This window comes from Prevotella sp. P4-67, from assembly GCF_002251325.1.
In the GTDB taxonomy this organism is placed as follows: Bacteria; Bacteroidota; Bacteroidia; order Bacteroidales; family Bacteroidaceae; genus Prevotella.
In genome coordinates, this window is record NZ_NPJL01000055.1 from 71,001 (window position 1) to 85,699 (window position 14,699).

Annotated in this window: 11 protein-coding genes; 8 read left to right on the forward strand and 3 right to left on the reverse strand. The window is 55.1% G+C overall.

Annotated elements, in window-relative coordinates; genetic code table 11:
• Positions 1 to 10: 10 nt before the first annotated feature.
• Positions 11 to 223: a hypothetical protein gene (locus tag CIK92_RS13445; RefSeq protein ID WP_144007678.1), complete on the forward strand. Its 213-nt coding sequence runs from the start codon at positions 11 to 13 to the stop codon at positions 221 to 223.
• On the opposite strand, the gene CIK92_RS08825 is transcribed toward CIK92_RS13445, so the two are convergent.
• Both CIK92_RS08825 and CIK92_RS08830 read right to left on the reverse strand, forming a co-directional pair.
• Complete coding sequence (locus CIK92_RS08825) at positions 177 to 1,598, reverse strand: Ig-like domain-containing protein (protein WP_094388845.1); 1,422 nt, start codon at positions 1,596 to 1,598, stop codon at positions 177 to 179. The two genes, CIK92_RS13445 and CIK92_RS08825, sit on opposite strands and share 47 nt — an antisense overlap.
• A gap of 27 nt (positions 1,599 to 1,625) precedes the next feature.
• Positions 1,626 to 1,835 carry a hypothetical protein gene (locus CIK92_RS08830; RefSeq protein WP_094388846.1) on the reverse strand — a complete coding sequence of 70 codons (210 nt, stop codon included), beginning with the start codon at positions 1,833 to 1,835 and terminating at the stop codon, positions 1,626 to 1,628.
• Between the two features lie 71 nt (positions 1,836 to 1,906).
• Here CIK92_RS08830 and CIK92_RS08835 point away from each other — a divergent pair, with 71 nt between their 5' ends.
• Genes CIK92_RS08835 through CIK92_RS08860 form a run of 6 tightly spaced genes read left to right on the forward strand, consistent with a single transcriptional unit; the run spans position 1,907 to position 12,436 of the window.
• Positions 1,907 to 4,876 (forward strand): SusC/RagA family TonB-linked outer membrane protein, encoded by a 2,970-nt coding sequence (locus CIK92_RS08835; protein WP_254046037.1) that lies wholly within the window; start codon positions 1,907 to 1,909, stop codon positions 4,874 to 4,876.
• A gap of 22 nt (positions 4,877 to 4,898) precedes the next feature.
• Positions 4,899 to 6,353 (forward strand): RagB/SusD family nutrient uptake outer membrane protein, encoded by a 1,455-nt coding sequence (locus tag CIK92_RS08840; protein ID WP_094388848.1) that lies wholly within the window; start codon positions 4,899 to 4,901, stop codon positions 6,351 to 6,353.
• A gap of 8 nt (positions 6,354 to 6,361) precedes the next feature.
• Positions 6,362 to 7,168, forward strand: a complete 807-nt coding sequence (locus CIK92_RS08845; RefSeq protein ID WP_094388849.1) for a DUF4843 domain-containing protein — start codon at positions 6,362 to 6,364, stop codon at positions 7,166 to 7,168.
• Between the two features lie 7 nt (positions 7,169 to 7,175).
• Positions 7,176 to 8,723 (forward strand): PKD-like family lipoprotein, encoded by a 1,548-nt coding sequence (locus CIK92_RS08850; protein ID WP_094388850.1) that lies wholly within the window; start codon positions 7,176 to 7,178, stop codon positions 8,721 to 8,723.
• A 28-nt stretch (positions 8,724 to 8,751) separates the two neighbouring features.
• Entirely contained in the window at positions 8,752 to 11,346 is a 2,595-nt protein-coding gene (locus tag CIK92_RS08855) for a zinc-dependent metalloprotease (protein WP_254046038.1), read from the forward strand.
• A gap of 55 nt (positions 11,347 to 11,401) precedes the next feature.
• A complete protein-coding gene (locus tag CIK92_RS08860; RefSeq protein ID WP_158214771.1) occupies positions 11,402 to 12,436 on the forward strand; it encodes a BACON domain-containing protein in 1,035 nt (344 codons plus the stop codon).
• 52 nt (positions 12,437 to 12,488) lie between these two features.
• Here CIK92_RS08860 and CIK92_RS13450 read toward each other — a convergent pair whose 3' ends face one another.
• Complete coding sequence (locus CIK92_RS13450; protein WP_144289390.1) at positions 12,489 to 12,764, reverse strand: hypothetical protein; 276 nt, start codon at positions 12,762 to 12,764, stop codon at positions 12,489 to 12,491.
• Between the two features lie 314 nt (positions 12,765 to 13,078).
• On the opposite strand from CIK92_RS13450, the gene CIK92_RS08870 reads away from it, so the two are divergent.
• Positions 13,079 to 14,407, forward strand: a complete 1,329-nt coding sequence (locus CIK92_RS08870; RefSeq protein WP_094388853.1) for an ATP-binding protein — start codon at positions 13,079 to 13,081, stop codon at positions 14,405 to 14,407.
• The last annotated feature ends 292 nt before the right edge of the window (positions 14,408 to 14,699 follow it).

A 14,699-nucleotide genomic window follows, 5' to 3' on the forward strand; every position in this document is an offset into this window, starting at 1 on the left:
GGAGAGAGAAATGTGGGCTACAGACGCAGCAAGGGCTGGACGCCGATGTGGTGCCCAGCCCTTGCCGTGGGATGAATATGGCGGTGGTGATGCGATCTCTGCTGCCGACCGTCGAGACTATAGCGGTGGAGATGCTATCTCTGCTGCCGATTGTCGAGACTATAGCGGTGGTGATGCTATCTCTGCAGCCGACCGTCGAGACTATAGCGGTGGTCGCCCTTGATGATAACCACGCGGTTGCCCTCGATGACCTTGCGCGCGGCGGGGGAGGCAGTGGCGGGGGCGACGATGGTAGAGATGCCCGTCGAGGCGGTGACCTTGATGAGTATCGAGGCCTTGGCGCCGCCATCATGCGAGGTGGCGGTGATGGTGGCCTCGCCCACGCCGTTGAGAATGACCAGTCCGCCGTTGACCGTAGCCACATCGGCATTGTCGGTGGTCCATACGAGGCGGCGGTCGGTCACCTTGGAAGGCTTGAGTTCGGGGCGGAGCACCAGAACGCTCTGGTCGATGCTCGCCGACTGCTCGCTCGCGCCAAAGTCTATCGACGAGATGGCGACGGGCTGCTGCTGAGTGGTCCTGCGATAGAGGAACGGCAGCAGGAGCGTCTTGGAGGTGTAGAGTCCAAATCGGGCGTAGCTGCTCTCAGGCTCATTGAACCTGAGGGTGCCATAGGCTGCTGTGGCGCTGGTGATGGTGGCGCCTCCATAGCCCAGTTCTATCTTCCACTGGGTGTCGCCGGCGTTCCAAGCCAACTTGCCCTTGGCGGTGGCACCCAGGCGGCGTCCGAACTGGTCGTTGAGCGTCCAGCAGCCGGCAGTCTCGCCCTTGGCGAGCTTGAAGCGCAGCACATCGGGATCGCTGACATCGGTGGTATTGGCAAGCGCCACCACATCGAGATACTGCGACTTCTCCATGCCGTCGATGTCGGCAGCGGCGCAGCCATTGCGGAATATCATCAGTTGGTCGCCCTCGTTGAGGGTGCCTTTAGCTTCCAGTTTCTCGTAACTCCAACCCAGCGGAGACTCAAGACTTGCGCCCTCGGGAGCATCATACTCGATGGTAATGGCGTCGAGATAGACCGAGCCCTTGGCTGTGCCTCCCTTGACGGTGATGACTGCCTCGTCGGAGGTAAAGGCGGCGAGGTCGAGCTGGCGCGTCACGTCGACATAGACGCCCAGGTCCTTGCTCACCCAGCGTCCGAACCACTTGTCGCTGCCGAACTCGGCGGCAGCCTCGGTGTAGACCGTGGTCTCTCCGTCGGCGACGACGAGCGCAGCCTCGCCCTCCTTGTTGTTGGAGCACATGCTGAGCGTGATGTTCTTGATGCGGCATCCCTGCCAGCCTTGGAGCACAAGCGAAGCCTTGCGGTTGCGCGGTATCTGGTTGTAGCGGTTGCCTGTAGTGGCACCAAAGTCATTTTCAAAATAAGCCCAGGAGTTGTGGGGCACGCTGCCGCTGGCAGCAAGGGTGAAATCGCCGATGGTCTTGTTGTATTCCACGATGCGGTAGACCACCTCGGCAGCGTTGATGCTGAGAGTAGCGACGCAGACGACAGCCGTAGCGATGATGCGGTAAGCCAATTTCTTAGTATTCATGATTGTTTATGTTGTAGAGATGCAAAATTACTCCCTTTCCGCATACTGTCCAAATTTCAGGACCATCATTACGCCGCCAAGCGTTAAACTTTCATAAACCCGAGCATCCCCCAGAACCGCAAAAACCGCCACAAAAGAAAACAGATGATACATAAAAGTCAAGAAAACGTGTACAAACTGAAAGTTTTTCATCAAAGGAACGTTAAATATGATTTTTTTTACTACTTGTGCATGCATAATTATAACTACTGTAAATGAGATATTTTTTTCTGCTCGCTCTTCTACTACCTTGTGTATGTTTAGCGCAAGTGAACAACGAGTCCTCCAAGCCCTACGAACGAACCCTGACCGGCGTGGTCAAAGAAGTTTCTGGAGAAACCATCCCTGGTGCAACAGTCCAGGTGAAAGGGCACACCAACATCGTCTCTGTTTCCGACATGTATGGCAACTTCGTACTGAAGAATATCCCAAGCGGCAAACAGACCATCGTCATCTCATTCCTGGGCATGGAAAGCCAGGAGATTGCCTACACCGGGCAAAAGTCGATAACCGTAACAATGGTGGAGAAAGCCAACGAAATCAAGGATGTAGTGGTTACGGGTATCTACGTGAGAAAGAAATCGAGCTTTACGGGTTCGGCCAGTACCTACACCAAGGACGAACTCAAGAAGATAGGCACCAAAAACCTGATACAGAGTCTTAAGACCCTTGAGCCTTCGCTCAACGTGGTCGAAAACAGCAGTTGGGGTTCCGACCCTAACCGTATGCCCGATATGGAGATACGCGGCAAGACCAGTATCGTGGGTTCGCTCGAGTCTGACTATGACAACACCGGCAACCAGCCCCTGTTTATCATGGACGGCGTCGAAGTGACCCTTCAGGACATCATGAAACTGCCGATGGACCGCATCGCCAACGTGACCGTGCTGAAGGATGCCGCCTCGTCGGCCATCTACGGTTCGAAGGCTGCCAATGGTGTAATCGTGGTCGAAACCGTAAGACCCGAGTCGGGCAAGTTGCGCGTATCGTACTCAGGCAACTTTGCCGTGCAGATGCCCGACCTGACCGACTACAACCTGATGAACGCCTCGGAGAAGCTGGAGTATGAACGCCTGGCTGGCCGCTATACCGCCAAGGACGCCTATACCAGCCAGGACGCTCTCGACGCCCTCTACTACAGTCGTCTGAGAGAGGTGAAACGCGGTGTGAACACCTACTGGCTGTCTGAGCCTCTGCGCGCCGTGCTCAACCACTCGCACAACATGTATATCGACGGCGGCGACGACTCAATGGTCTACGGCGTCGGTCTGTCGTACAGCAATGACGACGGTGTGATGAAGGGCTCTGACCGCTCGACCGTGAGCGGCAACATCAAGCTGACCTACCGCACCAAGTCGCTCATCTTCAGCAATGACTTCAACATCGACATCACCAACTCGGACCACGAGCCGGTGGAGTTTTCGACCTTCGCACAAGCCAACCCCTACTATCTGAAGTACAACGACGACGGCTCTATCCCCACGCTGCTCGAGTCGACCGACGTGGCTGGCAACACCATCTACAACCCCCTGTATCTCTACAATATCGTCAACAAGAACCACACCAACGGGATGACGCTGCGCAACAACTTCAGCCTCATCTGGCGGTTCTGGAACGCCTTCCAGCTGCGTGGCCGTCTGGGTCTGAGCAAGTCGGTCTCCAAGAACGAGACCTTCAAGTCGCCCAAGCACCCCGACTTCCTGAGCGCCACGCTCAAGGGCAGCTACGGCAGTGAAAACGATGACAACTTCGCCTACAACGGCGAGACCACCATCACCTTCGGCAAGGTGTTCAACGACGCCCACACCGTGAACCTGGTGGGCGGCTGGTACTTCAGCGAAAAGACCGTGAACCGCAACGCCTATATGGTCTATGGATTTACCAGCGACCTGCATCAGAACCCACAGTTCTCGGCTGGATTTACCGAAGGCGACAAGCCGACATACAACAAAACGATAAGCCGTTCGACCAGTTTCTACTTCAACGGCAACTACTCCTACAAGAACCGTTATCTCTTTGACGCCAACCTGCGTTGGGACGGTTCCTCTGTCTTCGGCGCCCAGAAGGTATTTACCAATACCTGGGCTGTGGGTGTGGGCTGGAACATCAACAAGGAATCGTGGTTCCATCTGCCATGGGCCGACCTGGTCAAACTGCGTTTCTCTATCGGTAACCCCGGCAACCAGAACTTTGACGCCTACCTCTCATCGGGTACATACATCAACAACTCGGGCTACACCAACCACTTCGGCACCAGCGCCATCCTGTCGAAGTTTGCCAACACCAATCTGGCATGGCAGAAGACCATCGACAAGAACTGGGGTATAGACCTGGAGCTCTTCAAGAGCCGTCTGCGCATCTCGGCCGACTACTACCACAAGGTGACCGACCCTCTGTTGGTATCGGTGACCATGCCCCCCTCGCTGGGCTTCACCTCGCTCTACACCAACTTCGGCGGCCAGATTTCGCAGGGCTTCTCGGGCACGGTGATGGTCAATGCCATCAAGCGCGACGACATGCGCCTCAACTTCAACCTGAGCTTCAACCACAGCGAGACCCAGTACAAGAACATCGGCAACAAGCTGCAGGCCATGAACGAGGCTGCGAGCAACAACAACTCCTACCGCCGCTACTACGACGGCGGCAGCCCCGACGACATCTGGGCCGTGCGCTCTGCCGGCATCAACCCCGCCACCGGCCAGGAGATATTCATCAAGAAGGACGGCACCTACACCTTCCAGTATGACAAGAACGACGAGGTGGTAGTGGGTACTACCGCCGACAAGCTGCAAGGCGTGGTGGGCGTGAGCTTCTACTACAAGCAGTTCTCTGCCAGCGCCAACCTGCGCTACCGTCTCGGCGCCCAGGTCTTTGCCTCTACATTATATAATAAGGTGGAAAACCTGTCGGAAGACCTGATGTACTACAACGTGGACCGTCGCGCGCTGTACGACCGCTGGAAGCAGCCTGGCGACATTGCCCGCTTCAAAGCCATCAACAACTTTGAGTCGACCCCAATGTCTTCGCGCTTCGTGATGGATGAAAACGTGCTCACTGGCGAGTCGTTCAGCGTGGGTTATGAGACCGCCGCCAAGTGGATACGTGCCCTCGGAGCCAAGGGAGCTTCGGTAAGAGTCTACATGAACGACATCTTCCGTCTCGCCTCGTTCAAGGAGGAACGCGGAACCGAATATCCGTTCTCCAGAAGCGTATCACTGTCATTTGATATCAGATTCTAACGATAAGAAAAAAGCTAAAAATATGAACAAATATAAACTGGCATTCCTGCTGATTATCCCACTGCTCTGCTGCACATCCTGCGAGGAGTGGTTGAAGGTCGACTCAGAAGACCGCATCATGGAAGATGCACTCTATTCAAACGAAAACGGTTTCCGCACCGCCCTCAACGGTATCTACATCGACCTGCTGAACAGCAGCCTCTACGGGCAGACGCTCACCACTACCACCTTTGACGTGCTGGCCCAATACTACGACACCTCGAAGCCCCTCAACACCCACGCCTATGTGCTCCTGGCCAACTATGACCACCAGAAGATGAAGGACGCCGTAAGCGACACCTGGGCCAAGGGCTACGCGCTGATTGGCAACATCAATACGCTGCTGGAGCACTGTGAGAAAAACCGCAACGTGCTCTCTGACAAGGGCTACCACATCATCAAGGGCGAGGCGCTGGCTCTGCGTGCCATGCTCCACTTCGACCTGCTGCGCATCTTCGGTCCCATCTACAAGTATGAGCCCGGCAAGGAGAGCATCCCTTATGTCAACGACACCGAGCGTAAGGTCAAGCCTCTGCTGCCAGCCTCGGACGTGATTTTCAACATCACCACCGACCTCAAGGCAGCCGAAGAGCTGCTGGCAGACTATGACCCCGTCATCACCGAGGGCAAGCTCGCCACCGAGGATGCCTCGGGCAACAACTTCTACAGATTCCGCAACGAGCGCATGAACTACTTCGCCGTCCTGGCTCTCACCGCGAGAGTCTACCTCTATGCCGGCGACACCGGCAATGCGGTGAAATATGCCAACGACGTGATAGACAGAGCCTCGCGCTTCTTCCCCTTTGCCACCCGTGAGCAGGTGAACGGCCAGGCCACATCGGGCTCTGCCAACACCAGCGCCGAGGACCGCATCTTCTCGTCGGAGATACTCTTCGGCAACTACCACTCTAAGCGCACCACCGATATCTTTGACAAGATATTCTCCTACAAGCTCGAAGCCAAAAACGTGCTCAAGATGAGTGACTACGGCATAAGCCAGCTCTACGAGGACGACGGCGACCTGCGCAAGTGTCAGTGGCAGACCCAGCGCGACACCGAGGGCAATGTGGGCCAGTTCTTCGTGAAGTACGGCGACGTGGCCGACAATGGCTTTGAGTTTGCCAGGCTGCTGCCCATGATTCGTATGTCTGAGATGTATCTCATCAAGGCCGAATGTACGAAGGACTACAAGGCGCTGAACCCCATCCGCAAGGCCCGCAACATACCCCAGCTCAAGTCTAACATCGGCCTCAACGGATATATCGAGGACGAGTATGTGCGCGAGTTTATCGGCGAGGGTCAGCTCTTCTGGTACTACAAGCGCAAGGGCATCACCTCTATCCCCCGACTCTACAACCCCAGCCTCCAAGACATGCAGATAACCAACAGCACCTATGTCTTCGACCTCCCCGACAGTGAACAGCAACTACGCAAATAAGAAACAAGATGAAACATATCCATATATTACTCACATGCCTGGCGGGATGGATGCTCGCCGCATGTACTGAGGAGATAGAGACCTATTCGGGCGAGAGCGGCATCTATTTTGCCATGTCGGCCACCAAGGGAGGACTCGACGACAGCAAGCAGGACTACACCGCAGAGACCCAGATACCCTTTGCCGTATACAGCACCATCAGCGACACCACCCTCATGGTGAGAGCCAAGGTCATAGGTCCCGCCGTGGGCCACGACCGCAAGGTGACGGTGCAGGTGGTGGCTCCCGAGGATGCCGAACAGGCCAAGGAAGGCTGGGACTACGACGCGCTGGACAACAGCTATACCGTCAAGGCCGGCGAGGTCTATGTGCTCATCCCCATACACTTCTACCTGAGAGACGACCTTGAGGGCAAGGAGCGCCAGTTGAAGCTCGAGCTCGTGGCCAACGAAGACTTCGCGACCCCGATGGCCCAATGGCTGCGCCCCAACAGCTCTGACAAGACCGGAGTCGACGTGCTGCACCACACCATCACCATCAGCAATAAGTGGGTACAGCTGCCAGGTTTCCGCACCTACTTCTTCGGCACCTATTCCGAGAAAAAATGCAAGCTGATATGTAGCCTCTTCGGTCTGACGCTGCTCGACTTCGCCACCGAGGACAGCATGTCGTTTACCAAGGCCAAGGCACTCGCCATCAAGTTTGACCAGTACCTCAAGGACCAGGAGAGCAAGGGAAATACGATTTATGAAGATTATAGAGACGCCAACGGCAAGCGCGTGAAGATGACTGCCGGCGAAGGCATCAAATACTAAGACTGAGATGAGAACAAACATATTTTTGCTCGCCCTGGCTGGCGTGATGCTTAGCGCCTGTTTCGACGACAAGGGCAACTACAGCTACACCCAGATCAACGATGTCACCATCGGACAGAAAGGATTCGACGGCGACACTGTCTATCTGCTGCGTTCCGACGTGGATGGCCTTAAAATCAGCCCCGAACTGAGCTACCGTGAGGGTCAGGAGTCGGCTGGCGGCTACAGTTACGAGTGGGTAGCTGTGAGTACCAACAAGCATGTGGGCCAGCGCACCCAGCTGGGAACCGACCGCAATCTGGACTACAAGGTCAAGCTCAAGGCGGACGATTACCACCTGTTCTTCAAGGTTACCGACCTTGCCACGGGCATCGTCTACAGCCGTCAGGCTACGCTCAAAGTGAACAACCTCTATACCCGCGGCTGGATACTCACCGGCAAGGACCAATCTGGCAACATGGTGGTAGACATGCTCTCCATCAGCCGCGACACCCTGCACCTCACCGACATCCTTGCCAACAAGGGCCTGGCGCTCAAGCAGCCCATCATGGTGTGGACAGACAACAGCCCCGAGTCGTATGAGAACCAGGTGTATGTCTGCACCGAAAACGGCACCTACCGCTATGGTCGCGAAGACCTGGACAACCCACAGGAGCTGACCATCTTTGACCCCGACATCAAGGGCTACCGCCATTCCATCGTGATGCACGACATCCAGAAGATTAGCAACAAGCCTGCACTCTTCCTTGCCGACAAGTATGCCTACGCGCTGAACAGCCTCAACGAGGGAGAGTTTGGTACGCCGGTGAGCTACTATCTCCAGAGCAACGGCTACGACTACTTCACCCCCGCGCCAGGCATCGCCTGCAACCACACGGGTGAGGACAACTCGGCGGCTGCCATCGAGCAGTATGTCGTGTACAACTCGCGCGACCGCGTGTTCTGCAACCTCCGCGCCATGGGTACCTCAATGAACAACCTCGCCGACTCTGACACCGACGAGCCCTTCAGCTGGGACACCAAGAAGGACTTCACCACAGGCGGACTCACCTTTGTGGCCAATGTCAATTCGCTCTACAGCGGCGGACAGACCGCCACCATCCTCTACGACCCCATCGGCGGCAAGCGTTATATCTACACCTACACCATCACCCGCCAGAGCGGTGTGGCCACCAAGGGCAAACGCTACGAGATACCCCTCACGGCTCCCGGCTTCTACCAGGCACGCCTCTTCAGCCTCACCACCAAGCAGGGCTACCTCATCTACGCCGAGGGCAACCACCTCTACGGCTACAACTTCCGCAACGGCAAGGACCCCGTGCTGCTCTGCACGTTCGACGGCACGGCTACCGCCATCTTCAACGATATCGTGACCGATGAAAAGCAGAACGACTGCTTCTATGTGGCCACCTATAGCGACGGCGCCAGCAACCAGCGCGGCGGCAAGTTCTACAAGTTTGCCGTCACCGATACCGCCGACAAGATTAAGGTCAGCCAGAAGCACGTGTGGAAGGGCTTCCCCGAGATAGTCAATATCAGTTACAAGAATTTTTAATATAAACTATACTATAATCAACTAAATTATGATGAAGATCAAATCATTATTGTTAGCCACGATGGCTCTTGCGATTACTGCCGACGCTGCTGCCAATGTAGAAATGAGCATTTTCAAGAAAAAGAAGAAGAAAGCAGCTACCGAAGCCTCGTCATCTGCCAAGAAGACCGACAAGTTTGACAAGGCCATCAACGGCGCTACCGCCTACCACGGTATGTTCACAGCCTATGTCAACAAGAAGGGCGAGCTGCTGCAGGTTACCAAGAGCAACCTCGATGTGCTCTACCTGATGGCCAACCGCATGGTAAGCACCAGCGAGAACGCCAACTTCAATGCCGGCGAAATGGTGGGGACTCCCTTCATGTTCTCGCTCTCTGCCGACACGGCCAACGTATACATGCACTCTTACCAGAACTACGAGCGCGTAGTGCCCGGAGACCCCATTGAGAAGGCATTCAACCGCAACTTCGTACACCCCATTATGAAGACCTTCAAGATAAAGGCTTCGCGCAAGGATACACTGCTCATCGACATGACATCGTTCTTTGTATCCAACGAGAAGTGCATCACCCCCATCCGCCAGAGTGTCAACACACGCTCTACCAAGTCGGCCTCGTTCGACGCATCTGCCTCCAAGCTGATGGGAGTAAAGAGCTTTGAAAAGAACCTTGAGATTACCAGCCGACTGAACTACAACGCCGAGTCGGGAGCCTACACCGTGCAGATGCGCCGCTCTATCGTGGCTCTGCCCAAGGAGCCCATGAAGATGCGCTATCAGGACAGCCGCGTGGGATATTTCAGCACCAAGTTCTACACCTATTCGTCCAACAAGGACTACATCGACCCCAAGGAGTTCATCCACCGCTGGCGCGTGGAGCCCAAGGACGAGGACCTGGAGAAGTACTACAACGGCGAGCTGGTTGAGCCCAAGAAGCAGATAGTGTACTATGTAGACTCTGCCTTCCCCGAGAAGTGGAGAGGAGCCATCAAGGCTGGTATCGAAGACTGGAACCAGGCCTTTGAAGCTGCCGGCTTCAAGAACGTGATGGTCGCCAAGGACTACCCCACCGACGACCCCAACTTCGACCCCGACGATATCCGCTATAACTGTATCCGCTACATGGCCACCGGTACTGCCAATGCTGCCGGACCAAGCTACGTAGACCCCCGCACCGGAGAAATCCTGGTGGGCGAGGTGATGTGGTATCACAATGTCATCGCCCTCGTTCATGAGTGGCGCTTTGCCCAGACCGCAGCCGTCGACGCCCGCGTGCGCAAGTCTACCTTCGACGACGACGTGATGTCTGAGTCGCTGCGCTATGTCACCTCTCACGAGGTGGGCCACACCCTGGGTCTGATGCACAACATGGGCGCCAGCTACGCCTTCCCCGTCGACTCACTGCGCAGCCCCTCGTTCACCCAGAAGTATGGCACCACGCCCAGTATCATGGACTACGCCCGCAACAACTACGTGGCACAGCCCGGCGACCTCGAGCGCGGTGTGCGCATGGTTCCCCCAATCATCGGCGTATACGATATACACGCCATCAACTGGGGCTACCGTCTCTTCAAGGACACCAAGACTCCCGAAGACGAGTACAAGTATCTCAACGCCATCATCGAGGCCAAGAAGGGCGACCCCATGTATAAGTTCGGTGCCCAGCAGCTGTTCCTCACCGTCGACCCCACCGACCAGATGGAAGACCTCGGCGACGACCACATGAAGGCCAACAACTATGGTATCAAGAACCTCAAGAAGATTATCGCCAACATACCCCAGTGGCTCGGCGTCAAGAACGACGACTACGAGGAAATCCAGGAGATGTACAAGGCTTGTCTTAGCCAGTACATGCGCTACCTCACCCATGTGATGCCCTACCTCGGCGGTGTAGAATATACCGACCTGGTTCAGGACGGCAGCAAGGAGTATGCCAAGGCATACATTCCCAAGGCCAAGCAGAAGGCAGCGATGGAGTGGCTCGTAAACCAGGCCCTCCACTGCAGCGACATCATGCTCCCCAAAGAAATTATGCGTGTGTTGGGCATCGATTCCAACTCGTTTGACAACTTCCAGTCGACCATTGCAGCCAAGATATACAGCCCCGGAGCGATGGGAGGCATCTACGAGGGCGAGCGTTCAGGCCAGAAGGGACTCTATACCCTTGACGGTTATCTCAACGATGCTTATGGTATCGTCTTCCGCAACTCCATCCAGGGCAAGAATCTTACCCAGGAGGACATGAACTTGCAGACTACAGTAGTCCTGGCATTGAGCAAATTCTCAAACCTCGACCCCTCAATGTCCAAGGAGTCACCCCTTGGTGGCAGAGGCCTTGCCGAGAAGGACCCCGAGCTTGCACTCAGCGAGTTTATGGCCCAGGCCACAGCCGACTCTCACAGCTTCTGCAACGCCGGTTGTGCCGTCAGCAGCGACGAGGTATCCTATGCCCGCCACAACATGAGCGGCTCCAAACTCTCTGCCGGCGTGGGCCGTCCTCTCATCACCGCTGCCCTCAAGAAGATACACAATCTCTACAAGTCGAGAATGGGTAGCGGCGACGCACGTACACGCGCCTTCTACGAGTACCAGGTTACGGTGCTCAACAAGCTCTTCAAGAAGTAAATGAGTTAACAACCCAATATAAATCATTTAATAGAAAACAAAGATGAAAAAGTTTATGAATTATTTGAGAGTGGCAGTCGTAGCACTGACCATATCTATGGCAATGAGCGGATGCTCGAGTAGTGACGACCCCGCACCAGCACCCACCTACAATGTGAGCCTGGTCAACGAGAGCGATGCAGCCCTCGACGTAGACCCCGCCGCACTCAGCGAGCAGATTATCAAGATACAGACAGACGCTCCGCTGACCGACCTCTCTATCCAGAAAGTCACCGAGCAGTCATGGTGTATCGCCACAGTAAAGAGCACCTCTGAGATAGCTGTCACCGCCGGTGCCAACACATCTACCGCCGACCGCGTTGCCAAATTCAAGCTGCTCGCAGGCTCATCAGTACTCGAGTTCTCAGTCACACAGGCGGGCGCCAACCCCCAGAACGTGACCCTCAGCATCGAGTCAGAGCAGTTGCAGGAGTATAGCGGCATGTATTCATACATGGGCCAGAACGACAAGGCCGTAGTCAAGGTCAAGGTGACCACCAACGCCAGCCGCTGGCACGCCACAGCAACAGCCATGATGGGCGATGACGCCGACTTCGTCATCACCAAGGCCCGCGGCAAGAGCGGCGAGGAGATGGAGTTCTACCTCCAGCCCAGCATGAGCGAGATGCTCGCAGGTACCATCACCATCACTGCCGGCGACCAGTCTGTAGACATCACCGTCAACCAGATGACCATGAACGGAGCCACCATGTTCAAGCTCTTCTCCGACGAGAACAAGACCAAGGCTTTCGCCAACAAGACCACCCTCAACTTCGCAGCCACCTTTGACAAGGACGACACCACCGAGCACATCAAGACATTCTACGTGACCACCGACGGCGGCTACGTGACACTGGTATGCAAGGCAGGCACTGACACCGAGGTTGAAGGCGACGCAGCATGGCTCACAGCCGGTGGTAACCTCGATGCACTCCGCATCAGCGCTACCTCTAACACCACTGGCGCCGAGCGCAAGCTCGACGTGGTAATCGTAGACAGCGACAACTGGAGCGAGCTGTTCCGCATCCCCGTGGTGCAGGCCGCCAAGTAAGCCTACAGCTCCCTATAGAGCCTAAACCATAGAAGAGGCTGCCAGACCCATCTCACCGAGAGAGTCTGACAGCCTCTTCGCCGTTTATACCGTTAGTCCGCTGGAGCGCAGAGAGACCCTCGCCCATATCGAGAGGGCAGCGGCTGTCGCTGCGGTGACGATGGCTGGCTCGTATCAATAGGCACGAGAGCGCGTATCTTACGTCACGAGAGCACGTATCAAATGTCACGAGCCCACGGTTCATACGATACGAGCCCGCCACGATGGTCACCACGCCGCCGACGGGCTGATATGCAGTGGGTTGCGGGCTACTCGGTGGAAACAGCATAAATGGCGTTGCCTGCAAGAGCCCTCAGACTGGTCGCAGAGACCACTGGAGCACATGGCGACAGCCACACTCTGCTGTGGCAGACTACAGCGATAAGGGCAGAGAGCGTAACTATTTTGCCCAGGCGGGCCGTCTTTTCTCCATTTTTCTTTGCTTTTTCGCCAATTTGTCTTATCTTTGCAGCGGAAAGTCCCTTGAAAAATGTGCGCAGATCCATAAAAAGTCCCTTGGAAAATGTGCGCGGTTTCAAGAAAAGTCCCTTGGAAAATGTGCGCGGTCACAATACTAACAACCACTAATTCGCTAAGAGCCAAATGTTTCAACGGAAAATCGAGAAGTATCTCAAAGAATGGAAGAACGATGAGCACAAGATGCCCCTCATCATTAAGGGATGTCGCCAGTGTGGAAAGACATACTCAGTGCTCGATTTTGCCCACAAAAACTATGAGCATGTGGTCTATCTCGACTTCTTCCAACACCCGGAATACAAGGCTGTGTTTGGGGGTGGTCTGGACATCGACATCCTCTGTATGACGCTTTCCACCCTAATCCCCGATTGCAACTTCGTGCCTGGCAAGACCTGCATCATCTTTGACGAGATACAGGAGTGCCCACGTGCGCGCACTGCCTTGAAATTCTTCAAGACCGACGGCAGATACGATGTCATCGGCACTGGTTCGCTACTGGGTGTCAGCGGTTACCATACCAGCGAGTTGACCGAAGGCCCTATCCCCGTGGGTTATGAGACCATCATCGACATGTATCCTATGGATTTCGAGGAATGGCTTTGGGCCAATGGCATCAACGATATGACCATCGGCTATCTGCAACGCTGTCTGGACCAAAGGACTCCTGTGCAGGAAGCTGTCCACGAGAGGATGCGACAGTTGCTGCTGCAGTATTGCATTGTCGGCGGAATGCCAAGAGCGGTGAGCGTGTTTATGGAGACCCACAACATGCAGTCCGTTCTGCATATGCAGCAAGCCATCGTTGATGAATACAAAGTCGATATGCAGAAATACGCACCCCAGGAAGACAAGCCACGCATACGGGAATGTTTCGAGTCGATACCACGTCAGTTGAGCAAGGAGAACAAGAAGTTCGCCTACACCACCGTGAGGCCTGGCGGCAGAGGCCGCAACTATCAGGGCAGTCTGCAATGGATTGAAGATGCCGGCATCATACGTCGCTGCTACAACCTCTCGACGCCCGAACTTCCCCTCGACGGCAACGCCATCACCGACCAGTTCAAGGTGTATATGGCAGACACGGGCCTTTTCATCAGCATGCTTGAACAGGGCACTGCGGCCGACATCCTGAGAGGCAATCTCTATGGATACAAGGGTGCCATCTTCGAAAATCTCGTGGCCGACATCTTCGGCAAAATGAATCGCAAGCTCTATTATTTCCGCAAGGATTCGGGCCTGGAGATTGACTTCGTTACAAGATACAACGGCGAATGTACGCTGGTAGAAGTTAAAGCCAATAACGGCAACATCAAAAGCGCCAAGACCATCCTTGGCAACCCCGACAAGTATCATGTATCGAGTGTCATCAAACTGGGTGATGTGAACATTGGCACAGCTCCGCAGACTCTCATCCTGCCGCTCTATATGGCCTTTCTGCTCAAGGACTGTCATTAAGGGCTGGTGGGCAATCCCCTATATCATCGAGGCGACTCTGCGTGAGCCTCCGCTGGCGCTATCTATAGATAAGGTAGGCGTCGCCTCAACAATGCAAATTAGAAAAAACATCTGTTTTTTCTTTGCATTGTCTTCGACTTGCCCCTTTACGGCTCCCGCCGTGAAGAGGGCACTGAAAAACTAAAACCCACTATCAAATTGAAAGTTGATGACGGAGAAACAGCTGTTTTACCCTTTATTATCTGTCTATTTTAGCCTTATTTTAGGCGATTTGCAGAAAGAGAAGTTACAA